Genomic DNA, 25,846 nt, shown 5'->3' on the forward strand with positions numbered 1-25,846 from the left:
CCTCAGTGCCGGGCGGCCTCCCCCGTCACCACCGGCCGCACCTTCGTCAGGAGCAGGTCCAGGAACCGGTCGGGGTGGCGGAAGGACGCGAAGTGGCTCGCCTCCCCGATGAGGGCGAAGTCCTTCACCGGGGCGGTGACTTCGTCGTAGAAGCGGCGGGCCGGTTCCGGCGGGGTGAGGACGTCGCTGTCGCCCTGGAAGAGGAAGAAGGGGAGGCGGAACACGGTGCCCTCGGCGTACTCGTCGATGGTCGTCGCCTGGGGTCCGAGCGGCTCCGAGAAGGTCTGGGCCTTCAGGAAAGCGCGCAGGTCGCGAAGGGTGTGGAGCGGGGAGAACCAGAGGGAGCGGAACACGACGGTCTTCATCGTGTCGTAGGTGAGGGGGTCGGTCGTGACCACCGTCTTCGCGTACTCGGCCCACGCGTGGGCCGACCAGGCGGACCGGTCCGGTCCCATGGCCGTCACCGTCGCCAGCTGCTTCTTCCTGCCCGCCGTCCGCAGTCGGGCCAGCAGCGATTCGTAGGCGGAGGTGTCCCGGCCGCCTTCGATGATGTTCTGGTCCGTGCCGACGTACGCCGAGTACCGCTCGGGGTGGCTGCGGGCCAGGCGCAGGCCGGTGACCGTGCCGAAGCTGTTGGCGAGCAGCAGGACCTTGTCCACGCCGAGGCGGGTGCGGATGTGGTCCGTGACCTCCAGGGCGTCCTGGTGGAGGCGGTCGAGGGTCAGCTCGCCCTGGCCCTGCGGTCCGCCCGCCGCGAAGGTCCGGCCGGCGCCGCGCATGTCCCAGCGGACGATCGTGAAGTGCCGCTCCCAGGCCCGGGTGCGCGGGGTGAAGATCAGGTTGGAGGCGCCGGGGCCGCCGTGGATCTCCAGGATCACGGGGTTGGCCCGGTCCTCGCCGCGTACGGAGATCCATTGGTCGATGCCGCCGATGCGGACGTACGAGGACTCGTCGATGCCGTTCGGGGTGGTGATCGCGAGCTTCCTGGCGAGGGCGCGGCGCTTGAGGGCGCGGTAGGTCAGCAGCATGGTGTTCCCCCTAAACTGTTTATGCCGTCAGCTGTTGTGTTTAAGGTATATACAGTTGGTGGGCGGAGTCAACCGGCTTCGCCGGGACGCGATCGGAAGGGGAGCCATGGGCGGGCGGAAGAGGGAGCAGGAGCAGGACCGTGATCCGCGGGTGGCCCTCGCGCTGCTGTGGGGAGAGCAGGAGCAGCCCACGCGCGGACCCAAACCGAAGCTGACCCCGCAGCGCATCGCGGCCGCCGCCGCCGAACTCGCCGACGCGGAGGGACTGGACGCGGTCTCCATGAACAAGGTGGCCGGTGGCTTCGGGGTGTCGGCCATGGCCCTGTACCGGTACGTCCCGGGGAAGGCCGAACTCGTCGAGCTGATGGTGGAGGCGGTGCTGGCCGAGGGCCCGGATCTGTCCGGCGTGCCGCAGGGGGACTGGCGGGCGGCCGTACGGGAGTGGACCCGGCAGTGCGCAGGTGTCTACGCGGCCCACCCCTGGCTGCTCGGTGCCACCGCGATGCGCCGCCAGATCCTGGGACCCTGCCAGCTGGCCTGGCTGGACGCGGCGCTCGCCGCGCTGGAGCCGACGGGTCTGGACGGCGGCCGGCGCCACCAGGTCTTCCTGCTGCTCATCGGGCTCGTCCGCAACCGCGCCCAGCAGCGCGGCGACTACGACGAGGAACGGGACCGGGAGTGGGAGCGGCTCACCGGCGAACTGCTCACCCGGCACGCGGACCGCTTCCCGGCCCTCGCCAGGGCCCTGGCCGACGGTGCCTTCGCCCCGGACGGGACCGATCCGCTGGAGTTCGGGCTCGACCGGATTCTCGACGGGGTCGAAGCGCTCATGGCTGGGCGGGAATGACCCGTGGGGGGTGATTTGCCCCCGTGAACGGACCGTTCGCCGTCGATTACAGTGCTGAGCGTCGTACGGACGGACGGTGCCGAGGAGGTCTGGGTGAGTGCGACATCCGGCGCCGTCTGGGGCCGAGCCGAGCAGCAGGACTTCCGCAGCCGGGTGCGCGGCACCCTGCTCGGGGCCGCCGTGGGCGATGCCCTCGGCGGGCCCGCCGATCCGCTGTCCCTGGAGGAGATCCGGGCGACATACGGCCCCGAGGGACTGCTGGACCTGGCCTTCGGCCACGGCCGGCGCGGCACGGTCACCCACCACACCCAGCTCACCCTCTTCACGGTGGACGGGCTGATACGCGCCCAGGTGCGCCGCGACACCGGCGCCTGGCATCCGCCGACCGATCTGCACCGGGCGTATCTGCGCTGGGCGGCCACCCAGCGGGACTGGGGACCGGACGAGCGCCGCAAGGACGACGGCTGGCTCGCGCGGGAGGAGTGGCTCTACGCCCGCCGTGAGCCGAGCCGCCCCCTGCTCATCGGATTCGCCGACGATGCCATGGGCACCCTGGAGTCACCGAAGAACCCCGGCGAGCTGGGTCCGGAGGCGGTGGCCCGCTCGGCGCCGTTCGGGCTGCTGGTCGGCTGGGAGCCGCAGCTCGTCGTGCAGCTGGCGGTGGAGTGCGCCGCGCAGAGCCACGGGCACCCGATCGCGTACCTCTCGGCGGGCGCGTACGCCGTGATCGTGCATGCGCTGGCCCGGGGCGAGAGCCTGGACGGCGCCGTGCAGCGGGCCCTCGCCCTGCTCGCCGCCCGCCCCGGCCACCAGCCCGTCTCGGACGCCCTGCAGCATGCCCTCGGTGCGGTGCGGCAGGGGATCCCCGGCCCGACGCGGGTGGAGGAACTGGCCGGGGACGGTACGGCGGACGGGCTGCTGGCGGCGTCCGTGTACTGCGCGCTGGTCGGGGAGGACGTGCGGCACGGGCTGTGCCTGGCGGTGAACCAGGGCGGGCCGTCGGCCGCGGCGGGCGCGCTGACCGGCGGGCTGCTCGGTGCGCTGCACGGCGAGACGGCCCTTCCGCCGGGGTGGCTGGCGGAGCTGGAGGGGCGGCCGACGGTGCTGGAGATCGCCGACGACTTCGCGATGGAGATGACCCAGGGGCCCGCGCTGCACGGTCCGGCGGGATCGTCTCCCGGGTGGCTGGCGAGGTATCCGCGGGCCTGAGGGGCTGGCTACGGCGCCCCCACGACATCGTCCCCGGCAGGGACCGGTAGGGCCGCCGCCGGATCCCCGTCCGTGTTGACCTTCTCGATGACGGCCAGCCTCTCCGGCGTGTCCTCCGGCTTCACATAGCCGATGGCGATGTACAGGACCAGGGACACCGCCAGCGGGACCGAGACCTGGTACTGGAGGGGGACTCCGCCGGAGACGTTCCAGTTGACGGGGTAGTTGACCAGCCAGAACGCCAGCAGCCCCGCCGCCCAGCTGGTCAGCGCCGCCGTCGGGCCCGAGCGGCGGAACGGGCGGAGCAGACCCAGCATCATCGGGATGGCGATCGGCCCCATCAGACCGGCGACCCACTTGATGACGACCGTGATGATGTCCTTGAACGCGGGGGAGTTGACCTGGGTGGCCACAGTCATCGACAGGCCCAGGAAGAGGACCGTCGTCACGCGCGCCGCGATCAGTCCCGAGCGCTCGCTCCAGGCCCGCGCGCGAGCGGACAGCACCGGTGCCACGTCCCGTGTGAACACCGCCGCGATCGCGTTCGCGTCGGAGGAGCACATGGCCATCGTGTGGGAGAAGAAGCCGACGATGACCAGGCCCAACAAGCCGTGTGGCAGCAGCTGTTCGGTCATCAGGCCGTAGGAGTCGGAACCGTCCGGCTTCTGGGCGTGGACCAGGAGCGGGGACATCCACATCGGGAAGAACAGCACCACCGGCCAGATCAGCCACAGCGCCGCCGACAGGCGGGCCCCGCGCTCGGCGGCGCGGGCGCTGCCCGTCGCCATGTACCGCTGCGCCTGGTTGAGCATGCCGCCGTTGTACTCGAAGAGCTTGATGAACAGGAACGCGAGGAGGAAGACGGTGCCGTAGGGGCCCACCAGCGGTCTGCCGTGGCCGTGCAGCGCCGGTTGGTTCCAGGCGCCGAGGAAGCCGATGTGCTTGTCGTTCAGCTTCAGTACGACGGCCACGAACATGGAGATTCCGGCGAGCAACTGGATGGCGAACTGGCCGAGTTCGGTCAGCGCGTCCGCCCACAGGCCGCCGATCGTGCAGTACACGGCCGTGATCGCACCGGTGATGAGAATGCCCTGGTTCAACGACACGCCCGTGAACACCGACAACAGGGTGGCGATGGCCGCCCACTTGGCGCCGACGTCCACGATCTTCAGCAGCATGCCGGACCAGGCGAGGGCCTGCTGGGTGGGCAGGTTGTAGCGGTTCTTCAGGTACTCCAGCGGCGAGGCCACATGGAGCCGGGAACGCAGCCGGTTGATGCGGGGCGCGAACAGCCTGGACCCGATGGCGATGCCGAGCGCGATGGGGAAGGACCAGGTGACGAAGGAGGTGACGCCGTAGGTGTAGGCGATACCCGCGTACCCGGTGAACATGACCGCGCTGTAGCCCGACATGTGGTGCGAGATGCCGGAGAGCCACCAGGGCATCCGGCCGCCGGCCGTGAAGAAGTCGGAGACGTTGTCCACGCGCTTGTGCGACCAGACGCCGATCGCGACCATCACACCGAAGTAGCCGATGAGCACGGCCCAGTCGAGACTGTTCATGTGCTCGATCGTGGGTGCGGTCACATGAACACGACAAGCAAGCGTAAGGTCAAGTCACAGCAAAAATGTTCTACTTGATGACTCGTGTTCATCTACATGAACAGCCACTCGCTGGGTGCGAGCGAGGTCAGCGCATCAGCTCTCCCGCGTTGACCAGGAGCGACTGGCCCGTGATGGCGCGCGCCCGGTCCGAGGACAGGAACACCGCCGCGTCCGCCACATCCCCGTCCGTCGCCAGCTCCGGCAGCGCCATCCGCTCGGTCAGCCGCCCGAGCACCTCCTCCTGCGGCACCCCTTCCGCCTGCGCGGTGAACGTCACGTACGCCTGCACCGGCGGCCCCCACATCCAGCCCGGCAGTACGGTGTTGACGCGGATCCGGTGCGGCCCGAGTTCCCGCGCCAGCGAGTACATCGCGCTGGTCAGCGCCCCCTTCGACGCGGCGTACGCGGCCTGCTTCACCTGGGAGGGCGCGGCGAGGGCCGACTGCGTCCCGATGAAGACCACGCTGCCGCCCCCGCCCGCCTTCAGCGACGGCAGGCACGCCCGCGTCATCCGCAGGGTGCCCAGCAGGTTCACGTCGATGACCGACTGCCAGGTCGTGAAGTCCGCGTCCTCGACCCCGCCGAAATGGGAGTCCCGGGCCGCGACATGGACCACCGCGTCGATGCCGCCGAACCGCTCCCGCGCCAGCGCGGCCAGCCGCTCGCACTGCTCCTCGTCGGTGATGTCCGTCGCCCGGTACGCCGTACGCGCACCCGCCGGATCGATCTCGGCCGCGCTCTTGGCGAGGTTCGCCTCGGTACGCGCCCCGAGCACCGCGTTCCCGCCGTCCCGTACGACGGCGGCGGCGACCTGATGGCCGAGCCCGGCCCCGACCCCGGAGACGACGACGGTCTTGTCTGCGAGCAGAGACATTCCGGCCTCCCGGCACCTGGTGCTATATCTGACGGAGCGTCAGAGTATGGGTGACCGCAGGAAAGGGGAACCGCTTGACTTCGTCCCCCTCCGAAGGAGGGTTCCTACGGCTCGCGCTGCAGGGGTTCCCGCTTCATCGCCGACTGCCCGCCCGGAGAACTCCGTTGAGGTCTTGCACCGGTTCCACAGGCCGACACCGCCAGCCCGGCGGCCAAGGTGTTCCGCGCCGCATTCACGTCGCGGTCATGGGTGATGCCGCACTCGCAGGTCCAGGTGCGAACGTTCAGCGGCATCTTGTCCTGCAGGCTTGCGCAGTTCGAGCACAGCTTGGAGGAGGGGAACCAGCGGTCGACCGCGATCACTTCGCGGCCGTACCACTGGGCTTCGGCGAGGTGTGCCCGGTCGCGCCGCTCGTGCCGAGGGTTGGTGATCTTCTCTCCGGTGGACAGGGTCATCAGGTGGTCGAGCCCGGCGTCCACGCCGACGGCCGCATCCGTGGCGGGCAGCGGCTTGATGCTGGGGTCCTCGACCAGGAGGGACACGAACCCGCGACCTGGACTGGGGCGTCCCGGTCCCGGCGGACACCTGGCCGGAGCTGGCGGCGCAGGGCCTGTTGGAGTGGGACGGAGGAGACGTCGTTGAGGTACGCGAGTTCCTCGGTCTTCTTCCATGCGGTCAGCATCGCCGAGGTGGCGTTGTTTTCCCGGTCGGTTCCGGCAGCGCACCGGCCATCCCCTCCTTGCTCAGCAGGATCCGTTTCCTCCCCGGCTATAGGCCGGGTGTCCACGGAGGAGAGTCGATGAACGACGACACCCGCAGCGAGACGTACGCCGAACTGGCCGCCGTAGGCCCGTACGGCGTCCGCCCCGGCCATGCCCTGATCACCATGGTCGAGCCGCACCCCGGCCACGAGTACGCCTACAACCGCTGGTACGAGGACGACCACTACTACGCCGGCGCGATGGCCATGCCCTGGATGTACGCGGGCCGCCGCTGGGTGGCGACCCGGGAGCTGCAGCTCCTGCGGTATCCCGAGAAGTCAGCCGTCGCCCGGCCGGTGACCGCCGGCTGCTACCTCTCCACCTACTGGATCACCGACGGCCGCTACGCCGACCACATGAAGTGGACCGTCGCCATCAACAGGCGCCTCAACCGCGACGCCCGCGTCTACCACGACCGCACCCACGTCTTCACGGCCTTCCAGGACCACGAGACGACGGTGTACCGGGACGGCGCGGCCGGGCCCAGGGACTTCCACGCCCTCGACCACCCGTACGCCGGGCTGGTACTGGAGGTGATCGACAGCGAGTCGGCCGGGCAGCGGGCGGAGCTGCTGGACTGGCTGCGCGCCCGCCGTCTGCCCAGGCGCCTCGCCGCCTCCCCGGCCGCGCTGGTGACCGTGTTCCGGCCCACCCCGCTGCCCGGCGACCGGATGACCTACGTCAAGCAGGTCGAGGGCGTCGACACCCGGCTGACCCTGCTGTGGTTCCTGGAGAAGGACCCGCGGGAGTGCTGGGAGGAGCACTTCACCGGGCTCGACGCGGACGTCTCGGACTCCGGGCTGGGCAGGGTGGAGCTGGTGGCGCCGTTCATACCGACCATCCCGGGCACGGACACCTACGCCGACCGGCTGCGCTGAGCGGGCTCAGGGTTCGGGTCCCAGGGCTCAGGGCTCAGGGCTCAGGGTGACTTGAGCGCGTCCGGGCAGGGGGTTCCCCGGGGCAGCTGGTACGGCGCCGCCAGCCGGTAGGTGCCGGGCTTCGGCGCCAGCAGCATCGTCCACTTGTCGCCCTTGGCGTCCTCCGGCGTCTCCATCAGGCAGCCGTTGGTGTTGACGTACGTCTTCGCCGACGTCTGCTGCGGAGCCTTCAGGCTCTTTCCGTGCTCGTCGACGATGCTCAGCCACGGCGAGTACGGGATCCTGATCAGGATCCGCCCGGCCCTGTGCACCTGAAGCGTCATCTCGCCCTGCCCGGCGCGGTCCACCACCGTGTCGGGCTCGGCGAGCGGCGTCGCGTCGGTGACCTGGAACAGCTGCCAGTTGGTGTCGCCCCAGACCTGCTTCAGATACGGCATCCCGCGCCGCAGCAGCTGCCGCTCGCGCTCGCCGCCGTCGCCGTCCGGGTTGTCCTTCGGCAGGACGACGAAGTGGATCGCCCAGCGCTGCAGCCACTCGTGGTAGTTCGCCGAGTTCAGGGTGTCGTCGTAGAAGAGCGGGTTGCGCTCCATGTCGGCCTGCCGGTTCCAGCCGCGGGCCAGGTTGACGTACGGCGCGAGCGCGGAGGCCTCGCGGTGCGAGCGGGCCGGGACGACCTCGACCCGGCCCTTCTCGGCGCCGGCCTTCTGCAGCTGGTGGACGAGCGGGGCCAGCTCACGGGCCCAGGACGCGGCCGGGGTGGTGTGGATGATGTCGTCCACCGACTTGAAGCCGATCCAGCCGGCGAAGCCGAGCAGCGCCAGCACGGTCGCGTACCACTTGCGTGACTTCCGCACCGTGAACGGCAGCGCGGCCACCAGCGTCGCACCCGCGAACACCATCGGCAGCCGGGAGATGTTCGAGCCGATCTGCGAGTTGATCAGCCACACCAGGACCACGCCAAGGCTGTAGACGGCGGCCGTCAGCCGGACCGTCACCCACTGCCTGGGCACGAGGAACAGGCACAGCAGGCCGTACGACAGGGGCAGGATCACCGAGCCGATGGTCATCGGCTGGGTGCCGGAGAAGGGGAAGAGGAAGTACGAGGCGGCGACCACGAGCGTCGGGGCGAGCCCCAGCGCCCAGGCGCCCGGCCGCCGCTTCTGCAGGAACAGCGCGACCGCGACCAGGCCGACGAACAGCCCCGAGACCGGCGAGGCCATGGTGGACAGCCCGGCCAGCGGGGCGGCCACCACCGCCTTCGCCCAGCGTTTGTGCCGCCACCGGTACGGCCAGCAGAAGACGGCCGCGACGGCACCGAGCGCGAACATCGTGCCGAGCCCGAAGGTCACCCGGCCCGAGATCGCGTTGCACAGCAGCGCGACGACCCCGGTGAGCGATGCCCACAGCGGGTTCTTCACGGCCCGGCTGCGGATCAGGACCAGCGTCAGCAGGCCCGCCGACACCGTCCCGGCGATCATCATCGTCGTACGGACGCCGAGGACGGCCATCAGATACGGCGACACCACGCTGTACGACACCGGGTGCATGCCGCCGTACCAGGCGAGGTTGTACGCCGAGTCCGGGTGCCGGCCGACGAACTCCGCCCAGGCGTCCTGCGCCGCGAGATCGCCACCGCTGTTCGCGAACGTGAAGAACCAGATGATGTGCAGGACACCCGCGAGGGCCGTTATGCCCAGCACCGGGTGCTGCAGCAGCCGCCGGCGCAGGGGCTCGGCGGCGACGAGCAGCCGCGCGAGCACGCGCGGGCGTACGTCGTCACGGTCACCGCCGGTAGGGCTGTCCGGGGGACCGCCGTCACCGGCGCTACCGGTGCGGTCCTCCGGTTCGGCTTCGGACAGGCGTATTCGCGGGCCGGATCCCGAGCCGGATCCCGAGCCCGGATCGGCGTCGTCGGCGCGTGTCGGCTCCGCTGTGGCCACCTGAAGGCACTCCCCGTGTCCCGTCTTCTGTTCTCGGCCGTGTTCCACGGAGTTTCCGGCCGCTTCCCGTCCAGTTCGCGGCCCTGTCCCGTGACCGGCGACCTGCCCCGATTCGTGACGCTAGCACGCACCCCGCCACGGGGCCCCCGGGTGGGGCCCCGCCGACGGGGTGCGCGGGGCGGGCCGGCGACGGTGCGATCAGCCCAGGCGGGTCAGCTTGGCGCCGAAGCCGGGCTCGGCCAGATCCTGCTGCAGGGCCACCGGGACCTTCACGGCACCGCCCGAACCGTCACCCACGGTGAGCGAGCCCACCCGGGTGCCGGCCGTCGCGGTGTGCGGCACCTTGCCCGCGGCGAAGGACAGCTTCACCTTCAGCCCCGACCAGCCGACCGCGACGACGTCCTTGGTCACCACGATCGGGGTCTGGCCGCCGAGCTGGTCGTCCACATAGCCGACCACGTCGCCCTTCTTCAGGATCTTCGCCGAGGTCAGCGCGGACTGGGCGGCGAGCAGCGCGGTCTTGCTGACCGTGTTGACCGTTTCGATGATGCGCGGCTTGTGCTGGCCGAGGATCGCGCCGACGATCGTCACGGTCTGCCCGCCGACCGTCTTGCGGGAGGCGAAGAGCAGGTTGCCGCCGGCCGCGGTGGTGCTGCCGGTCTTGATGCCGATCGCGCCCATGACGTACGGCAACTGGTTGACGTTGGGCCAGTTGTGGCCGGAGGGGTCCGTCCAGCTGGCCGCGCTGGTGATGGCGACCAGGGCGGGGTTCTTGACGACCATGCGGCCGAGCTTCACCTGGTCCTCCGCCGTGGAGACGGTGGTCTCCTTCAGACCGGAGGGGTCGGTGTAGGTCGTGTTGGTCATCCCCAGTTCCTTGGCGGTGGCGTTCATCTTCTCGACGAACGCCGCCTCCGAGCCCGCGTCCCAGCGCGCCAGGAGCCGGGCGATGTTGTTGGCGGAGGGGATCATGACGGCCGACAGGGCCTGCTTCTCGGTGAGGGACTGACCGGCCTTGACGGTGTTGAGGGTGGACTCGTCGCCGCTCTTGTCGTAGCCGCCCTCCTTCTCGGCCTGCGGGTCCACCTTGATCCTCGCGCCTTCCTGGCCCGGCTTGAGCGGGTGGTCCCGGAGGATGATGTACGAGGTCATGGTCTTGGCGACCGAGCCGATGGCAACGGGCGTCTGCTTGCCGAAGCTGCCCATCGTGCCGATGCCGTCGCCGTCCATCCACCCCTGGCCCTCGTTCGGCCAGGGCAGGTTCACCGTGCCGCCGCCGAACGTGTAGCTGTCCTTGGCGCTGAGCGCGAGGGCGGGGGAGGGCAGCGGGCGCATCGCCTGCACGACCGCGAAGACGATCGCCAGGAGCAGGACCAGGGGGGTCCAGATCTTGACCCGGCGCACGATCGTACGGACCGCGGTCTCCGGGGGCGGGGGCGTGTTCGTCAGCTCCGCCAGGAGGTCCAGCGGGGGCTTCGGGGGAAGGGGCTGCTGGGTGGTGCGCTCGGGGCCGACCTGGGGGACGGGGGTGGTGGCGTCCGGCTTGGAAGTCGGCTTGGGGGCCGGCTTGGGAGCGGCCGGCTTGGGAGCCGGCTTGGCAGCCGGTGCCATGTCGTTCTTGAGCGCGACGAACTTGCTGGTGCGCTCGGAGTCGGACTCGGGGGCCTTGGGGGCCTTGGGCGCGTTCGGCTTGCCGCCGAGCTTGAGCATGGTCGTCGGCTGGTCGACCTGCGGGGCGCGCTTGGGCTCTACGGTCTTGAAAACGGCGGTGGGCTGATCGACCGGCCCCGCCTCGGCTCCGCCCTCGGCGTCCTTGCCGCTGCCACCCTCACCGTCGGCGTCCGCGCCTCCGGTCTCCGACCCGTCCTTGGCCTCCGGCCCGTCTCCGGTCTCGGGGGTGTCCTTGGCCTCCGGCGTGGCCTGGGGCTTCGGCTTGTCCTCGGTCTTTGGACCGTCCTTGGCGTCCGAGGCGTCCTTGCCCTCCGGACCCTTCTCGGCCCCCGGTGCCTCAGCTTCGGCTTCCGCTTCGGCTTCGGCTTCGCTCGCCTCTGCCTTCGGGTCTGCCTTCGCCTCGGCGTCACCGTCCGACGCGTCCGCGTCCGCCTTCGCGTCGGCGTCCGCCGCCTCGGTGTCGGCCTCGCCGTCCTCTGCCGCGCCCTGCTCGGTCTCGGCGGTTGCCGTCGGCTCTGTGGTGGCGTTGTTTGCAGGTGTGTCGGAAGTGTCTGCGGGGGCGGCCGTGCGCACCCAGGCCGATACCGCCTTGCGGAGGGCGACGTCCTCCGCCGGAGTCTCCTCGTCTTCCGGATCTTCCGGCTTCGGCGCGGTGGCCTTCACGTCCGATATCGACAGGATCTTCGTCGCCGTATCCACACCCGTCGGCGAGGAATCCTTTTCGCGGGTGACCGCGAGCCGCGGATCATGCGCCTCGGGAACCGGACCCGCGCTCCCCGACGTCGGTTCTGCCGACGACTCGCGCTGCTTCGACCTGTCGGGGGACTCGCCCGCCACCGATGCCTCCTCCATGCGCCGCACGCCTACGCGCGCGCCCTGTCCGAACCATGTACCAGTGTCCTGTGTGAGGGCTTGGCCCCTGCGGTAGACGAGAACGACATACCTACCGGTTCCCTCACGAACCGGTCACGCACCCTCGACAGACCAATGTGAGAGGGGTCACCCTGTCATTCATCCACGCGGGGAGGCATGGATGGGCAGGAGCCGCAGAACACTTCCGGAGGAGCTTCTGCTGCTGGCACTGGACCCGGCCACGGGTACCACTGCACAGCCGCAGTCGCTCGACCTCGGTCTGGCCGGTGCACAGCTAGTGGAGCTGGCGCTGGCCGGACGGATAGCCCCAGACGGGGATCGTATCGCCGTGGTGGTACCACGGCCGACAGGAGATCCGACTCTGGACTGTGCGTTGGAGTTGCTGCGCAGGCGCGGCGCTCCGGTACGGGCCGTCCACTGGATCGGAGGGCCCCGGCTGGGGCTCAGGCAGACCTATCTCTCGCATCTGGAGCGGTGCGGCATGGTCGCCGCCGTGCCGGGACAGATGTGCGGGGTGCTGCCGACGACGCGCTATCAGGCGACGGACACCGCCATCAGCCGGGAGATCCGAGCCCGGCTGGATTCCGCGATCCGCACCGGCGTACCGCCGGACCCGCGGACCGCGGCGCTCGCCGCCCTGGCGCACGCCGTCGGACTCGGCAAGCATCTGTATCCCGGGAACGAGGGCCGGTCCTCCAGGTCCCGGTTGCGGGATCTGATCCGGCACGACCCCATGGGCGGTCTTGTCGCGCACGCCGTGATGGACGTGCAGAACGGTGCGGTCGCGCAGCCGCGCCGGGGACCGGCCGCCACCGGCCGGCAGGGCGCGGCGGGCGCCCGGACCGCGGCGGAACCGGCACGCGGGGTTCCGATGCAGCCGCACCGCGGATCCATGGCCCGCGCCGTGGCCCACTGAGCAGCAATAACCCCGGTCCCCACAGAACCGGTTCGGGAGCCGCTGGTCGGAGCGGGGCGATGAGACGCGTGTGGTCTCATCGCCCCGCTCGACTGCGTCCAGGGCACCCCATCGGGTGGCGTGCCCTGGCGAACTGACGCGTACGCGCCGCATATCCACCATTTCCCAGCGGTAGAAAGCACCTTGGTGGCAGTCTGCTCAGCAGCAGATACGGAAAGTGTTAAGGAACAGGCAGGCAGCCGGAGGTGCACGTCCCGTGGCGTCCAATGTCAATCCCACCGTCAGGCGACGCCGGCTGGGCCAGGAGCTGCGCAGGCTCCGTGAGCTCAAGGGCATGACGGCCGAGGAAGTGGCCGAGCGACTGCTCGTGTCGCAGTCGAAGATCAGTCGGCTGGAGAACGGCCGCAGAAGTATCAGTCAGCGCGACGTGCGTGATCTGTGCGGCGTGTACGAGGTCGAGGACCAGCGGATCGTCGACTCGTTGATGGAGATGGCCCGGGATTCCAGGCAGCAGGGGTGGTGGCACACCTTCGGGGACATCCCGTACAGCGTCTACATCGGGCTGGAGACCGACGCCGAGTCGCTGCGGGTCTATGAACCCCAGCTGGTGACGGGTCTGTTGCAGACCCGCGCCTATGCGGAGGCCCTGGTGCAGGGTGCGTTGCCGGAGACGTCGACGAACGAGATCGAGAAGCGTGTGCAGGTGCGCATGCGCCGACAGGAACGTATCACCGCCGAGAGCAACCCGCTCCGGCTGTGGGTGGTGCTGGACGAGGCGGCGCTGCGCCGGGCCGTCGGCAGCAGGCTGGTGATGCGCGAGCAGCTGGACCATCTGATCGAGATGTCCCAGCTGCCGCACGTCACCGTGCAGGTGCTGCCCTTCGAGGTGGGCGCGCATCCGGGGCTCAACGGTCAGTACGCGATCCTGGAGTTCACCGACGCGGCCGACTCCAGCGTGGTCTATCTGGAGGGCGTGACGAGTGACCTGTACCTGGAGAAGGCCCAGGACGTACAGAAGTACGCCGTGATGTACGAGCATCTGCGGGCACAGTCCCTCAATGTGGAGCAATCCCGACAGTTCATTGCGAAGGTGGCCAAGGACTACGCCGAATGAGCTGCTGTCACAGAGGGCGCCGGATTTTACACCGTCGGTCCGCCCGAGTGGAAGGCTCCTCTGGAATATGCCATCCGGTTGAGTGAACGACTACTCCAGCGGGGGCAGTTGCCCGGTAGCGTCGATCACGCCAATCAGACGACAAGGTTGGCGTGAACCGCACTACCGCAACTCGCAACAGGAGTGGACATGGCACTGATTCAGGGCGCTTCGGAGACGTGGATGAAGTCCTCCTATTCCGCGGGCAACGGCGCCTGCGTCGAGGTCAAGTCGCCCACCGCCGCGGAACTCGCCGTCCGCGACTCCAAGGTCACCGAGGGCCCGGTCCTGGCCTTCCCCGCCGGCGCGTGGAACGCCTTCGTGGCCTCGGTCAAGGCCTAGGGAGCCCTCCCTGACCTTCGTCCGTAAAGAGCCCCGACGAAAACAACTTCACAAGCACCACCAGAAGAGCCCTCTCGACCAGTCGCCGTCCTTGCCGAGAGGGCACCTTCTGTAACCGGGGTACGGTCACGCCGTCCCCGTGGAGCGCACCACGGGGAACGCCACATCCCACACCGGGTCGTGCGGGCCCGCCGCGTCCCAGTCCGCGAAGTAGATCTCGCGGGAGGGCCCGGCCATCTCCAGGCCCTCGCTCTCCATCGACACCTCGGAGTGGTAGACCACCAACGGCGCGCCGGTCATGCCCCCGCACGGTTCCTGTTGGCACCGGTCACATCAGCCGACCTGAAGGGGCGCGGGGCTGTGTCTCAGGCGCCCGGCCAGCGGTCCGGAGGACTCGGCAAGGGTCCGCATGTCCGGCTGCCGCAGCAGGGCCACCAGCCGGGCACGCGCGGCGAACGCGCAGTGCTCAGCCGAGCTGGGCCTCGATGGCCGTGACGACCACGTCCGACTCCGGCTCGGTCTGCGGCGAGAAGCGGGCGACGACCGCGCCGTCCCGGCCGATCAGGAACTTCTCGAAGTTCCAGCGGATGTCGCCGCTGTGCCCCTCGGCGTCGGCGAAGCCCACCAGGCGCTCGTAGAGCGGATGCCGGCCCTCGCCGTTCACCTCGACCTTCTCGGTGAGCGGGAAGGTCACGCCGTACGTCGCCGAGCAGAACTCCGCGATCTCCTCGGCGCTGCCGGGCTCCTGCCCGAGGAACTGGTTGCAGGGCACGCCGAGCACGGTGAAGCCGCGCTCGGCATAACGCTCCTGGAGCTTCTCCAGGCCCGTGTACTGGGGGGTCAGGCCGCACTTGGAGGCGACGTTGACGATGAGGACGGCTTTCCCGGCGTACCGGGGGAGGTCCGCGGGGCCGCCGGTGAGGGCGTCGATCTCGACATTCAGCACGTTGGTCATGCCTGGATGCTAGGCGCTGTGCGGGTCGGGCCGTCAGCGGCGGTCCTTCGACTGCCGGCCCGCCCCGGTGCCTCCACCAGGACATCCCCGGCCGCCGTCCTCGCGTACAGCACCGACCGCCCGGCCCTGCGCCGCTCCACCAGGCCCGCTTCCCTCAGCACCTTCAGATGGCGGCCCACCGAGCCCAGCCCCTGCCCCGTCACCGCCGTCAGCTGGGTGGTGCTCATGGGGGAGGCGAGGAGGGTCAGGACCTCGGCCCGGGTCGTGCCGAGGAGCGCGTCCAAGGCGTACGGCACGGTCCTCGTACCGGCGTCGGCGAGGGCGCCGGAGCAGGGGTAGACCGCGGCGTACCGCACCCCGTCCTCCCAGGCCACCCACCCCGCCCGCTGCACGGTCACCGGTACGAGGAGCAGCTCGGCGCCGGAGATCTCGCGGGGCGGGTACTCGTGCAGATTGATCTGCAGCAGGTTCTTGCCGAGCCAGCGGGTGCGTCCGGGCCGCAGGTCGTCGAGCACACTGGCCCAGCCGCCCCGGCTCACCTGCGCGGTGCGCGCGACCACGTCCGCCTCCAGCACCCGCCGGCGCCGCTCCCAGGACGGCTCTACGGTCGCCTCCCACACCCGCTCCAGGAGTACGGCCGCCCGTTCGGGCAGGTCGTCGCGGTCCAGCTCGGCGGGGAGCGGACCGGCGAGCGCGGTGCGCAGATGGGCGCGGGCGATATCCGGGTGGGTCGCCCGGACCCGGGCCACCCCGTCGCCGAACCCCTCGCCGTCGCGGGGCGTGGGCGTCAGGAAGTCGGCGATCCACTCCCGCCCGAGTCCCGCCCGCACCAGCCGTGCCGTCACCGGTTCGGCCGCGAGCCACGCCCGGTAGGCGGGCAGATGGGTGCGCAGCCACTCGTGCTCACCGGGATGCGCCGGGTCCCCGGCGTGCAGCAGCTTCAGGCACGCGAAGGTCTCCGCGAGCGGCGAGATGACGAACCGGCTGCGGGCGAGCGTGTCCGCGTTGAGCCGCCACAGCCCCACCCCGGCACCTCCCCCTCACGGCCGTACGACCTTTCGCGCCGTACGACCTTTCGCGCTGCGGCGAAACAATAACGAGCCCGCCCGTGGGCCGCCGAGACTCCCCGGCATGTCCAGCTATCGATCCCTGTTCCGCACCCCTGAGTTCACCCCGCTCTTCCTCGGCTCGGCCGCGCAGACCGCCGCACAGACCGTCGGCGGGCTGGCCCTCGCCACGCTCGTGTTCCGGGCGACCGGGTCGCCGCTGCTGTCGGCGGTGAGCATGTTCGGCCCGTCGCTCGCCCAGGTGCTGGGCGCGACGGTCCTGCTGTCCGGTGCCGACCGGCTGCCGCCGCGTACGGCGCTGTCCGCGATCGCGCTGGCCTTCGCGGCCGGTACGGCGGTGCAGGCGCTGCCCGGTCTGCCGGTGGGCGCGGTCTTCGCGGTCGTACTGGTGCTGGGGCTCGTGGCCTCGCTGGGCGGCGGGGTCCGCTGGGGCCTGCTGAACGAGGTGCTCGACAACGGCGGCTATCTGCCGGGGCGTTCGCTGTTCAACATGATGAGCGGGCTCATGCAGATCGCCGGGTTCGCCACCGGCGGCGCCCTGCTCGCCGCGCTCTCCCCGCGGGTGTGCCTGCTGCTGGCGGCGGCCCTGTATCTGGCGGCGGCGCTGGTGCTGCGGCTCGGTCTGACCGCCCGCCGGCCGCGGACCGCGGGCCGTCCTTCGGCGGCGGCGACCTGGCGTACGAACGCCCTGCTGTGGTCGTCCCGCCCGCGCCGCCTCACCTATCTGGGCCTGTGGCTGCCCAACGGCCTGGTCGTCGGCTGCGAGTCGCTGTACGTCTCGTACGCGCCGCACGCGGCCGGCACCCTGTTCGCCTGTGGTGCGCTCGGCATGTTCGCCGGGGACGTGACGGTGGGCCGGCTGCTGCCGCCCGCGGTACGCCGCCGCCTGGCCACGCCCCTGCTGCTGCTCCTGGCGACCCCGTACCTGGTGTTCTGCGCGCACCCGCCGCTGCCGGTGGCGGCGGTGTGCGCGACGGTCGCCTCGGCGGGCTTCGGCGCGAGCCTTGTCCAGCAGGAGCGGCTGATGGAGCTGACGCCGGACGAACTGGCCGGTCAGGCGCTCGGGTTGCACTCGGCGGGCATGCTGACCCTGCAGGGCGTGAGCGCGACGCTGGCCGGTGCGGTCGCCCAGCTCACCTCGCCCGCCGCGGGGATGACCGCGCTGGCGGCGGGCTCGGTGTGTGTGACGCTGGCGTTGGCTACGGCTGCTCGGCGCTCTCCGCGGCCGCGGCGGGAGCCTGCTCCTGCCGAGGCGCACTGAGGTCGCTGCCGATCTTCTGCGCAGCCCGGTCGAAGTAGCGCAGCAGCTCGACGGGGAACGGCATGACGAGGGTCGAGTTCTTCTCGGCGGCCACCTCGACGACGGTCTGCAGCAGGCGCAGCTGCATGGCCTCCGGGGTGTCGGACATGATCCGGGAGGCGTTGGCGAGCTGCTGCGCGGCCTGGAACTCACCGTCCGCGGTGATGACCCGGGCCCGCCGCTCCCGCTCGGCCTCGGCCTGCCGCGACATGGAGCGCTTCAGTGACTCGGGCAGCTGGACGTCCTTGATCTCGACGCGGTCGATGTGGATGCCCCAGCCGGCGGCCGGGCTGTCGATCATCAGCGCGAGCCCCTCGTGCAGCCGCTCCCGGTCGCTGAGCAGGTCGTCCAGATCGCTCTTGCCGATGATGGACCGCAGCGAGGACTGGGCGACCTGGCCGACGGCGAAGACGTAGTCCTGCACCTCGATGGAGGCGCGGATCGGATCGATCACCCGGAAGTAGACGACCGCGTCGACCTTGACTGACACGTTGTCCTTGGTGATGCCCTCCTGGGTCGGCACCGGCATCGTCACGACCTGCACGTTCACCTTGCGCATCCGGTCGGCGAACGGGATCAGGAAGGTGACGCCGGGCTCCCGGTGGCCGGGCAGCGCCTTCCCCCACCGGAACACGACCCCGCGCTCCACCTGGTTGACGACCCGCATGCCGCTCTTCAGCACGAGCAGCACGAGCACGGCCACGATCACCACTGCGACGACGGTGCCTTCCATGGCACTCCCATCTCCGACGCTCATTCGTCCGGTACAGGACAAGGTGGAGGACACCAGGGCGGGGGCCGACGGATGCGGCCCCGACGTCAGAGAAACGTAAAGAAACCTCGCGCCGTAAGCTGCGCCGGGTTTCTGATTCACGGGAGGCTTGGGTGGGGGATATGGTCCTCGGCGGCCGGTACGAGCTGGCCGAGAAGCTCGGTCAAGGTGGCATGGGAACGGTCCATCGCGGGGTGGACCGCCGGCTGCGCCGCACCGTCGCGGTGAAGCTGCTCTCCTCGGTGCTGGCCCATGACCCGCAGTCGCGAGCCCGTTTCCGGCGTGAGGCGCACGCGGCTGCCGCGCTGAACCATCCAGCGGTGGCCACCATCCACGACGTCGGCGAGGAGCCGCATCCGGATGGCCCACGGCCCTACCTGGTCATGGAGTACGTCCAAGGCGCCACTCTCGCCGAGGTCCTGCGAGAGGGCCCACTGCCTGTCGTCGACGCCGTCAACGCGGCGTGCGCGGTGCTGGACGCGCTGGCGCACAGCCATGAGTGCGGAATCGTGCACAGGGACATCAAGCCCTCGAACATCATGCTCACCGGGCCCGACACCGTGAAGGTCCTCGACTTCGGCATCGCCAAGGCCTTCACCGAGACCGCCACCCGTATCACCGGCAGCGGTGCGGCGATCGGCACTCCCGCCTACCTTTCCCCCGAGCAGATCAACGGCTCGGAGATCGACCACCGGGCCGATCTGTACGCGATGGGATGTCTGCTGCACGAACTGCTGACCGGGCAGCCCCCGTTCCGCGGCGAATCGCCCTTCGCCATCATGCATCAGCACCTGTTCGCCACACCCGAGCCGGTCACCCGGATCAGGCCGCAGATACCGCCGGCGGTGGAGGCGGTGATCCTGCGCGCCCTCGGCAAGGACCCGGAGGAACGGTTCGCCGATGCCGGGCAGATGCGCGCGGCCCTCGCCGACGCCCTGACCCAGACCTTCATGCCGACGGTCCAGGCCACCGCGCCCGCGCCCGCGCCCCCGGCGCCGCCGACCGGCGGCCGGACCGCTCTGCGGGACAAGTTCCGTATCTCACTGCGCCCTTCCACCGACAGCGCTCTGGCCCTGCTCGGATGCCTCCTTTCGCTGCTGTGCGCACGCGGCCAGCTGGTGGACACCGCCCACTTCGGCCGGGTCGCCATCGCGGCGGGAGTGCTGGGTCTGGTGACACTGCCGTGGTCGACACGCCTGTCGTGCGCGCTGGGCTGGGGGCCGGTGGCCGAGGCCGTGGCGGTCAACTCCGAACTGCGGCGCGCCGACATCGGGTGGTACCACTCGTACGTCGCCCTCGCCGCCCTGCTGGCAATGACCGCCGCCTGCTGCCTCGTCAGCGCGGCACGCGGCCGGGAGCGCGGCGCCGGCGCACTGGTCGCCTTCTGGTTCAGCGCCACCGCGTCGATCTGGTACTTCCTCGACGACCTGCGCAAACTCTTCGTCTTCTACCTGCTCCTTGCGCTGGTCGCCCTTGCCACCGTGTCGTGGGAGACCCTCGAACGCGTGCGCCGACGGGCCGCCGGATCACCGGCACGATGAGGCATGTACCTGAGTACACCCCCTTCGGTATCCAGGTGCAGTTCGCGCGCCCGGGCAGCCCGGCATCGTCAAGGTCATGCGGACGACAAGAACGAGAGCAGCGGTCTATCTGACGGTGGCCTTCCTGGCGGCCGGAGCGCTGGGGGCCCTGCAACCCGCGACGGGGATCCCGACCGAGGTGGTGCAACTCACCCAGTTCGGCCCGGCGCTGGCGGTGGCCGTTGCGGCTCTGCTGTGGCCGGTGGGCACGCGGGCGCTGGTCCGCGGGCCCCGGGCACGGCCGACCCCCGCATGGCCGCTGCTCGCCGCGCCCTTCCCGATCATCCTGCTGTCGGCGGGGCCGTACGCCCTGCTGACGGGCGCGCCCCACGCCACCGACCCGCGCACGCTGCACCACTCCTTCCTGCTCATCGCCCTCGCGCAACTCGTCGGCGCGTGCGGTGAGGAGATCGGCTGGCGCTGCTTCCTGCAGCCTCTGCTGCGCACCAGGTTCGGCCCACTCACCGCTTCGGTGACGGTCGGGGCGGTGTGGGGCCTGTGGCACGTCCAGGTGCTGACCGAGGCCCCGGCGTACGCGGCGGGCTTCCTGCTGGCCACGATCGCCATGTCCGTCGTCCTGGGCCTGGCCCTGGAGGAGACGGGCGGCCTGGCCCGGCTGCTCCTGGCGGGCGCCTTCCACGCCCTGGTGAACCTCGGGATGCTCCTGTTCATGGACGAGGAGACGGGCCGGACGGAACCGATGGTGCTGTTCGGGGTCGCGTCCGCGCTGCTAGCGGGGGCATGGGTGCGGGGACGCGGGACGGTTACGATCCCCGCGGCGGTGGAATGAGGGGGCGGGGGCAGGGGCTTGAGGGTGAAGGCGTCGTGGCGCGGCGACGCGGTCGCGCTGGGCCGATGCCAACTGACCGGCCTGTCGGGCTTCGAGGCGGCCGGCGCCGGGCTGCTGGCGGGCCTCGCCCTGCTGCTCGTGCCCATCGGCCTCGGCCTTCGGCTGCTGCCACCCGCCGCCGCCTTCCTGCGCCGCGTCGCCGACCGCCACCGCACTCGCATCGCCCATCGGAGCGGCCGCCCCCTCAGCCCGCCCGAGCCTCTGCCCGACGGCACGTCGGCGCGTCGCACCGGCGCCGCGATCCTCGGCGACGACGGCTTCTGGCACGATCTGCGCTGGGCCTGGCTCGAACCGTTGACGGGCGGCCCGCTCGCCTCGGTGCCGCCGGCGCTGGTCGGGTACGGGGCGTTCGGCGCTCTGGTCCAGCCGTTCCTCTGGCGGCGGCTGGGCGACGGCGACTGGTACGCCTTCGTACCGGTCACCTCCACACCGACGGCGCTGGCGGCACTGCTGCTGGGCCTGGCCTTCATGGCAGCGGGCCTGCGCCTTTCGGTTCCCGTCCTGGCCCTGCACGGCCGTCTGGGCCGCCGCCTGCTCTCCGCCCCGCGTACGACGGAGTTGGCCCGGCGGGTGGCGCGGCTCACCGACAGCAGGACCATCGCCCTGGATGCGCACGCGGCGGAGATCACCCGTATCGAACGCGATCTTCACGACGGCGCGCAGGCACGGCTGGTGGCCCTCGGGCTGACCCTGGAGCAGGCGACCGGAATGCTCGACACCGACCCGGCGACCGCCCGCGCCCTGCTCCTGGAGGTCCACGCCGCCTCCCAGCACGCCCTGCAGGATCTGCGCGACCTGGTGCACGGCATCCACCCGCCGGTCCTCGCCGACCGGGGCCTGACCGACGCCGTCCGCTCCCTCTCCCTGGCCCTGGACAGTCACTTGGACGTCGAGGTCCTCGCGAGCCCGCCCCCGCCACGCCTGCCCGCTCCCGTCGAATCGGCGGCCTACTTCGCGGTGTCGGAGCTGCTCGCCAACGCGGCCAAGCACGCGGAGGCGACGAGGGCGGACATCACCCTGGCCCATGACGGCACGCACCTGCGCATCACGGTCACGGACGACGGCCGGGGCGGTGCCGACCCGGCCGGTGGCACCGGGCTGACCGGACTGCGCCGCCGGTTGGATACCTTCGACGGCACGCTCGCCCTGCACAGCCCGCCGGGCGGACCGACCACCGCGACCCTGGAGATCCCGTGCGCGTCGTCCTCGCCGAAGACCTCTTCCTCCTCCGCGACGGCCTGACGCGCACCCTGCGCGAACACGGCTGCGAGGTCGTCGCCTCGGTGGACAACGGCCCCGAGCTGCTGCGAGCCCTCACGGACAGGGAGTTGGACGTGGCGCTGATCGACATCCGCCTGCCGCCGACCCATACGGACGAGGGTCTGAAGGCGGCGCTGGAAGCCCGCCGCGCCCGCCCCGGCCTCCCGGTGCTGATCCTCTCCCAGTACGTCGACCAGCTCTACGCTCAGGAGTTGCTGTCCTCGGGAGAGGGCGCCGTCGGCTACCTCCTCAAGGACCGGGTCACCCGTAGCGCCCAGTTCCTCGACGCCCTGCGCACGGTCGCCGCCGGCGGCACGGTCATGGACCCCCAGGTGATCGCCAAGCTGCTGTCCCGCAGCGAGAAACGCGGTCGCATCGACTCGCTGACCCCCCGCGAACACGAGGTCCTCGCCCGCATGGCCGAGGGCCACTCCAACGCGGCCATCGCCCGCACCCTGCACATCAGCGAGAGCGCCGTGGCGAAACACATCGCGTCGATCTTCGGAAAACTGCGTCTGGAACCCTCGCCGGAGGCGAACCGCAGAGTGCTGGCGGTGCTGGCCTACCTGAGGAGCTGAGGAGCTGAGGAGCTGAGGACCGGCGCCGGGCGTGTGGCTCGGCGCCGGGACCCCTGTGAGCTACTTGCCGAGGACGATGGTGTTGTCGCATCCCAGGGTCGAGCCGACGTTGGTGCTCTGCGTGCCGGGTGAGCCCTTGCCGTGGGACTTGTTGCCCTGCATGCCGTTCTCGAACCCTGACTCGCCCTGTACGTCGGTGTTCTCATCCTCCGTGGAGCATGTGGTGCTCTGGTTCATGACGATCGTCTTGGTCTCTCGACCCTTGCGCTCGTGACCGTGCCCGTGCCCTCCGTGGGCGTAGGCGGTGCCGGCACCGAGGAAGCCGACGGTGCCGAGGAGGATGGCCACGACAGCGTTCTTGCGAGTCTTGCGCATGTCTTCTCCGAGCGTTGAAGCGGACGCGTACGCGTTCCGCCACGTCATAAGGTGACGAGAGGTTAATTCGCAAATGTCCGATATCTGCTCGTCGGCACGCCGGATCGTCCGATCAGTAAGTGCGGGCATATGCCCGGTAGAACACCCCAAGTCCCTTTTGCGATCAAGGAATCCGGGCGCCGAACGCGGACGTAGGCACTCCGCGCAGAACCACCCGTGTGGCCGCGCCGCGAGCGTGCGGCGGCCTGGGCCATTCGGCGCTGAACGAGGGGCGCCGGCGAAACTCCCGTGCGGCGCTGCCGAGTTCGCCTCGCGACGTCGCGGCCCGCCCCTGCCCTGGTCCGGGACTTGTGACGCTTGAACGTCCGGATGCGCTGGTATTCCAGGGCACTCCTGTGACAGCTGTGCCCTGTCAATGGCTGTGATGACAACGATGACAACGGCAACGGGGTTTCAGGGTGGGGCATGAGAACTGAACACGGAGTTCGGCGCGGTCGTCGTCGAGCCGGTCTGAAAATACGCACGTGGCTGGCGCTGGGGGCGGTCGTCGCCGGCGGCGGCGTGGCTGTGGCGACCGTCGCGATGGCCGGATCGGGAGGCCGTGCCGGGGCGTCGGCCGCGCAGGGACCGGTCAAGACGCATGTCCACTCGCTGTCCTTGACCGGGGCCAGTGCGTCGCTCAAGACGCTGGGGGCCCGGTCCACCGCTCCGTTCAGCATGGTGGGTGTCACCTGGAACGGCGCGCACGCCAAGCTGCGCGGCACGGTGGAGGTGCGGACCCGTTCCGCCGCCGACGGGCACTGGACACCGTGGCTGAGGATGCAGCAGCCGGACGACCTCCCCGACGCCGCCGAGCTGGACCGTCCCGGGGTGCGCGGCGGCATGTCGCCGATGTGGTCCGGGCCGTCGAACGGAATCCAGGTCCGCGCGACCGGCGCTGGCAAGGCGACCGTGCTGCCCGGCGGGCTGCGGGTGGACCTGGTCGACCCGGGCAAGCCCACCGCCGGCGGGACGCGGGACTCCGGCATGGGCCTGGCGGGATACGCCATGGACGCGACGGCCACCGACACCGCGACGCCGACGGACAGCGCGACGGCCCCGGCGGGAAGCGACACTTCGGGCACCCCGATCCCGACGGACTCCGCCCCGCCGACGGACACCCCCACCCCCACGGACACCCCCACGGCCACGGACTCGGCATCCGTCGCGCCGTCCACCGGGACGTCCGTCTCCGTCTCCGCCTCCCCCTCCGCCTCCCCCTCCACTTCGCCCAGCGCGTCCCCGACGTCCTGGCCGAGCCAGCTTCCGTCGCTGTCGGAGGCGTATCCGTCCTGTGCGGCCTCCTCCAGCAGCCCCTCCGCGTCGTCGTCGCCGACCCCGCCGGACCCGATGCCGGCCGGGACCGCCTCGACGGTGGCGCCGCCCACCGTGGTCACCCGGGCGGGCTGGGGCGCGGACGAGTGCGCGCGGGAGTCGGGTTACCCGACGTACGGCTCGGGGGTGAAGGTGATGTTCGTCCACCACACGGACACCACCAACGACTACTCGTGCGCCGACTCCCCGGCGATCGTGCGCGGCATCTACGCCGAGCACCTCAACCAGGGCTGGCGCGACCTCGGTTACAACTTCCTCGTCGACAAGTGCGGCACCGTCTTCGAGGGCCGCTTCGGCGGGATGGAGCTGCCGGTCGTGGGCGCCCAGACCTACGGGTTCAACACCAACAGCATGGGCGTGGCCGCCATCGGCACGTACACCGACCTCAGCGGCGGCGACTCCACGGCCAGCACCTTCCCCGGGGCCGCACCGAGCCAGGCGATGCTCGGCTCCATCGCCCGCCTCGCGGCCTGGAAGTTCGGCATGACCGGCGTGAACCCCGGCACCGGTACCGCGTCGCTGCCCGAGGGCGCCTCCGACAGCTACGGCTTCACCCTGGGCAACAGCTACAGCTTCAACGTGGTCTCCGGGCACCGTAACGGCTTCGCCACCGACTGCCCCGGCAATCAGCTCTACAACGCCCTGAGCACGATCCGCTCCTACGCGGCCGGCCCGGTCGGCGCGGTCTCCGTGACCGGGATGTCCGGCGGGGCGGCCAAGTCCGGGACGAGCTACTACACCAAGGGCGCGGCCACGGTGAGCTGGACGACCGCCACGCCGTCCGCGGTGATCTCCGGCTTCGATGTCCTGGTCGACGGCAAGGCCGTGGCGCAGGCCTCCGGATCCGCCCGCTCCGCCTCGATCTCGGTCGCCTCCGGCAGCCACACCGTCCAGGTCCGCGCCACCCATGTCAGCGGGTCGACCACGCTGTCCGGCCCGGTCACCCTGGTCGGCGACACGACCGCGCCCACCTTCCCGACCGCTCCCGGCGTACAGCTGCGCACCGGCACGGTGAACTCCACCGTGGTCCCGGTCACGGTGACCTGGAAGGCCGCCGACAACGCGGCGCTCGCCAAGGTCATGGCGACCTCGCCGTCCTCGGCCACCTTCGGCCCGACGGCGACCTCCTGGCCGGCCGGCGCCAAGCCCGGCTCGTCGGACCTGTTCGCCCTGAAGGCGTACGACGTGGCCGGCAACACCGGTGGCGCCTCCGTCTACCGGACGCCGAACATCATCCAGGAGACCTCCACCACCCGGACCGGCACCTGGAGCCACCGCAGCGGCACCAGCTACCTGGGCGGCTACTCCTACAGCTCCTCGTCCGCCGGGGCCTCCATCAGCTGGACCTTCACCGGGCGCTCGGTGGCCTGGATCGTCTCGCGGGCCTCGACCTCGGGCCAGGCGTACATCTACGTCGACGGTACGAAGGTCACCACGGTGGACCTGAAATCCTCCACCACCCTCTACCGCCAGGCGATCTGGACCAAGACCTGGTCCGGCTCCGGCAAGCACACCCTGAAGGTCGTCGTGGTCGGCACCTCGGGCCGCCCGGCCGTCACCACCGACGGCATCGCGACCATCGGCTGACCGGTCGGCCGCACCTCACCCAGGAGCCCTCTGCCCGCGAGAAGTCCGCGGA

21 protein-coding genes and 2 pseudogenes are annotated in these 25,846 nt (G+C 70.8%); 12 read left to right on the forward strand and 11 right to left on the reverse strand.

The genetic code is table 11. From position 1 onward, the window contains the following. Positions 1-2: 2 nt before the first annotated feature. Positions 3-1,028, reverse strand: a complete 1,026-nt coding sequence (locus AB0L75_RS08810; protein WP_365177319.1) for an alpha/beta hydrolase — start codon at positions 1,026-1,028, stop codon at positions 3-5. Between the two features lie 106 nt (positions 1,029-1,134). On the opposite strand from AB0L75_RS08810, the gene AB0L75_RS08815 reads away from it, so the two are divergent. Both AB0L75_RS08815 and AB0L75_RS08820 read left to right on the forward strand, forming a co-directional pair. Continuing rightward, positions 1,135-1,875: a TetR/AcrR family transcriptional regulator C-terminal domain-containing protein gene (locus tag AB0L75_RS08815; protein ID WP_365177322.1), complete on the forward strand. Its 741-nt coding sequence runs from the start codon at positions 1,135-1,137 to the stop codon at positions 1,873-1,875. A gap of 93 nt (positions 1,876-1,968) precedes the next feature. Next, on the forward strand, positions 1,969-3,084 hold the full coding sequence (locus AB0L75_RS08820; protein ID WP_365177325.1) for an ADP-ribosylglycohydrolase family protein: 1,116 nt from the start codon (positions 1,969-1,971) through the stop codon (positions 3,082-3,084). A gap of 8 nt (positions 3,085-3,092) precedes the next feature. On the opposite strand, the gene AB0L75_RS08825 is transcribed toward AB0L75_RS08820, so the two are convergent. From AB0L75_RS08825 to AB0L75_RS08835, 3 genes and pseudogenes are all read right to left on the reverse strand, one after another. After that, the gene (locus AB0L75_RS08825; RefSeq protein ID WP_365177328.1) at positions 3,093-4,646 is read right to left on the reverse strand and encodes a sodium:solute symporter family protein; all 1,554 of its coding nucleotides are present in this window, start codon (positions 4,644-4,646) and stop codon (positions 3,093-3,095) included. 127 nt (positions 4,647-4,773) lie between these two features. Next, positions 4,774-5,562, reverse strand: coding sequence for an SDR family oxidoreductase (locus tag AB0L75_RS08830; RefSeq protein WP_365177331.1), 789 nt, complete (start codon positions 5,560-5,562; stop codon positions 4,774-4,776). Positions 5,563-5,666: 104 nt separating this feature from the next. Further along, a pseudogene (locus tag AB0L75_RS08835) lies at positions 5,667-6,259 on the reverse strand (transposase); the annotation flags it as partial. Positions 6,260-6,361: 102 nt separating this feature from the next. On the opposite strand from AB0L75_RS08835, the gene AB0L75_RS08840 reads away from it, so the two are divergent. Further along, positions 6,362-7,201, forward strand: coding sequence for a hypothetical protein (locus AB0L75_RS08840; RefSeq protein WP_365177333.1), 840 nt, complete (start codon positions 6,362-6,364; stop codon positions 7,199-7,201). A gap of 41 nt (positions 7,202-7,242) precedes the next feature. Here the strand turns inward: AB0L75_RS08840 and AB0L75_RS08845 are convergent, their stop codons facing one another. Both AB0L75_RS08845 and AB0L75_RS08850 read right to left on the reverse strand, forming a co-directional pair. After that, complete coding sequence (locus AB0L75_RS08845; RefSeq protein ID WP_365177336.1) at positions 7,243-9,141, reverse strand: MFS transporter; 1,899 nt, start codon at positions 9,139-9,141, stop codon at positions 7,243-7,245. A 198-nt stretch (positions 9,142-9,339) separates the two neighbouring features. Then, positions 9,340-11,664: a D-alanyl-D-alanine carboxypeptidase gene (locus AB0L75_RS08850; protein WP_365177338.1), complete on the reverse strand. Its 2,325-nt coding sequence runs from the start codon at positions 11,662-11,664 to the stop codon at positions 9,340-9,342. 181 nt (positions 11,665-11,845) lie between these two features. On the opposite strand from AB0L75_RS08850, the gene AB0L75_RS08855 reads away from it, so the two are divergent. The 3 genes from AB0L75_RS08855 (at position 11,846) to AB0L75_RS08865 (ending at position 14,096) form a co-directional block, all read left to right on the forward strand. Further along, the gene (locus AB0L75_RS08855; protein ID WP_365177341.1) at positions 11,846-12,601 is read left to right on the forward strand and encodes a GPP34 family phosphoprotein; all 756 of its coding nucleotides are present in this window, start codon (positions 11,846-11,848) and stop codon (positions 12,599-12,601) included. Between the two features lie 256 nt (positions 12,602-12,857). Beyond that, the gene (locus tag AB0L75_RS08860) at positions 12,858-13,715 is read left to right on the forward strand and encodes a helix-turn-helix transcriptional regulator (RefSeq protein WP_365177344.1); all 858 of its coding nucleotides are present in this window, start codon (positions 12,858-12,860) and stop codon (positions 13,713-13,715) included. Positions 13,716-13,904: 189 nt separating this feature from the next. Beyond that, on the forward strand, positions 13,905-14,096 hold the full coding sequence (locus tag AB0L75_RS08865) for a DUF397 domain-containing protein (RefSeq protein WP_365177347.1): 192 nt from the start codon (positions 13,905-13,907) through the stop codon (positions 14,094-14,096). Positions 14,097-14,222: 126 nt separating this feature from the next. Here the strand turns inward: AB0L75_RS08865 and AB0L75_RS08870 are convergent. The 3 genes and pseudogenes from AB0L75_RS08870 to AB0L75_RS08880 form a co-directional block, all read right to left on the reverse strand. After that, a pseudogene (locus AB0L75_RS08870) lies at positions 14,223-14,414 on the reverse strand (hypothetical protein); the annotation flags it as partial. A gap of 148 nt (positions 14,415-14,562) precedes the next feature. Further along, a complete protein-coding gene (locus AB0L75_RS08875) occupies positions 14,563-15,051 on the reverse strand; it encodes a glutathione peroxidase (RefSeq protein WP_365177350.1) in 489 nt (162 codons plus the stop codon). Next, on the reverse strand, positions 15,048-16,076 hold the full coding sequence (locus tag AB0L75_RS08880) for a winged helix-turn-helix domain-containing protein (RefSeq protein ID WP_365177353.1): 1,029 nt from the start codon (positions 16,074-16,076) through the stop codon (positions 15,048-15,050). The genes AB0L75_RS08875 and AB0L75_RS08880 overlap by 4 nt, the downstream gene beginning before the upstream one ends. 106 nt (positions 16,077-16,182) lie before the next feature. Here AB0L75_RS08880 and AB0L75_RS08885 point away from each other — a divergent pair, with 106 nt between their 5' ends. After that, positions 16,183-17,379, forward strand: a complete 1,197-nt coding sequence (locus AB0L75_RS08885) for an MFS transporter (protein WP_365177355.1) — start codon at positions 16,183-16,185, stop codon at positions 17,377-17,379. Here AB0L75_RS08885 and AB0L75_RS08890 read toward each other — a convergent pair. After that, positions 17,318-18,151 (reverse strand): slipin family protein, encoded by an 834-nt coding sequence (locus AB0L75_RS08890; protein ID WP_365177358.1) that lies wholly within the window; start codon positions 18,149-18,151, stop codon positions 17,318-17,320. The two genes, AB0L75_RS08885 and AB0L75_RS08890, sit on opposite strands and share 62 nt — an antisense overlap. 161 nt (positions 18,152-18,312) lie before the next feature. Between AB0L75_RS08890 and AB0L75_RS08895 the strand changes: the two genes are divergently transcribed. From AB0L75_RS08895 to AB0L75_RS08910, 4 genes are all read left to right on the forward strand, one after another. Continuing rightward, entirely contained in the window at positions 18,313-19,731 is a 1,419-nt protein-coding gene (locus AB0L75_RS08895; RefSeq protein WP_365178053.1) for a protein kinase, read from the forward strand. Between the two features lie 76 nt (positions 19,732-19,807). Further along, positions 19,808-20,560 (forward strand): CPBP family intramembrane glutamic endopeptidase, encoded by a 753-nt coding sequence (locus AB0L75_RS08900; RefSeq protein ID WP_365177361.1) that lies wholly within the window; start codon positions 19,808-19,810, stop codon positions 20,558-20,560. Between the two features lie 24 nt (positions 20,561-20,584). Beyond that, positions 20,585-21,862, forward strand: a complete 1,278-nt coding sequence (locus AB0L75_RS08905) for a histidine kinase (RefSeq protein WP_365177364.1) — start codon at positions 20,585-20,587, stop codon at positions 21,860-21,862. Next, positions 21,814-22,458, forward strand: a complete 645-nt coding sequence (locus tag AB0L75_RS08910; protein ID WP_365177367.1) for a response regulator transcription factor — start codon at positions 21,814-21,816, stop codon at positions 22,456-22,458. Before AB0L75_RS08905 ends, AB0L75_RS08910 begins: the two co-directional genes overlap by 49 nt. A gap of 60 nt (positions 22,459-22,518) precedes the next feature. Here AB0L75_RS08910 and AB0L75_RS08915 read toward each other — a convergent pair whose 3' ends face one another. Then, positions 22,519-22,833 (reverse strand): hypothetical protein, encoded by a 315-nt coding sequence (locus tag AB0L75_RS08915; protein WP_365177370.1) that lies wholly within the window; start codon positions 22,831-22,833, stop codon positions 22,519-22,521. A gap of 465 nt (positions 22,834-23,298) precedes the next feature. Here AB0L75_RS08915 and AB0L75_RS08920 point away from each other — a divergent pair, with 465 nt between their 5' ends. After that, entirely contained in the window at positions 23,299-25,794 is a 2,496-nt protein-coding gene (locus AB0L75_RS08920) for a peptidoglycan recognition protein (protein ID WP_365177373.1), read from the forward strand. Positions 25,795-25,846: the final 52 nt, after the last annotated feature.

It is taken from the genome of Streptomyces sp. NPDC052101 (assembly GCF_040680235.1).
Lineage (GTDB): Bacteria > Actinomycetota > Actinomycetes > Streptomycetales > Streptomycetaceae > Streptomyces.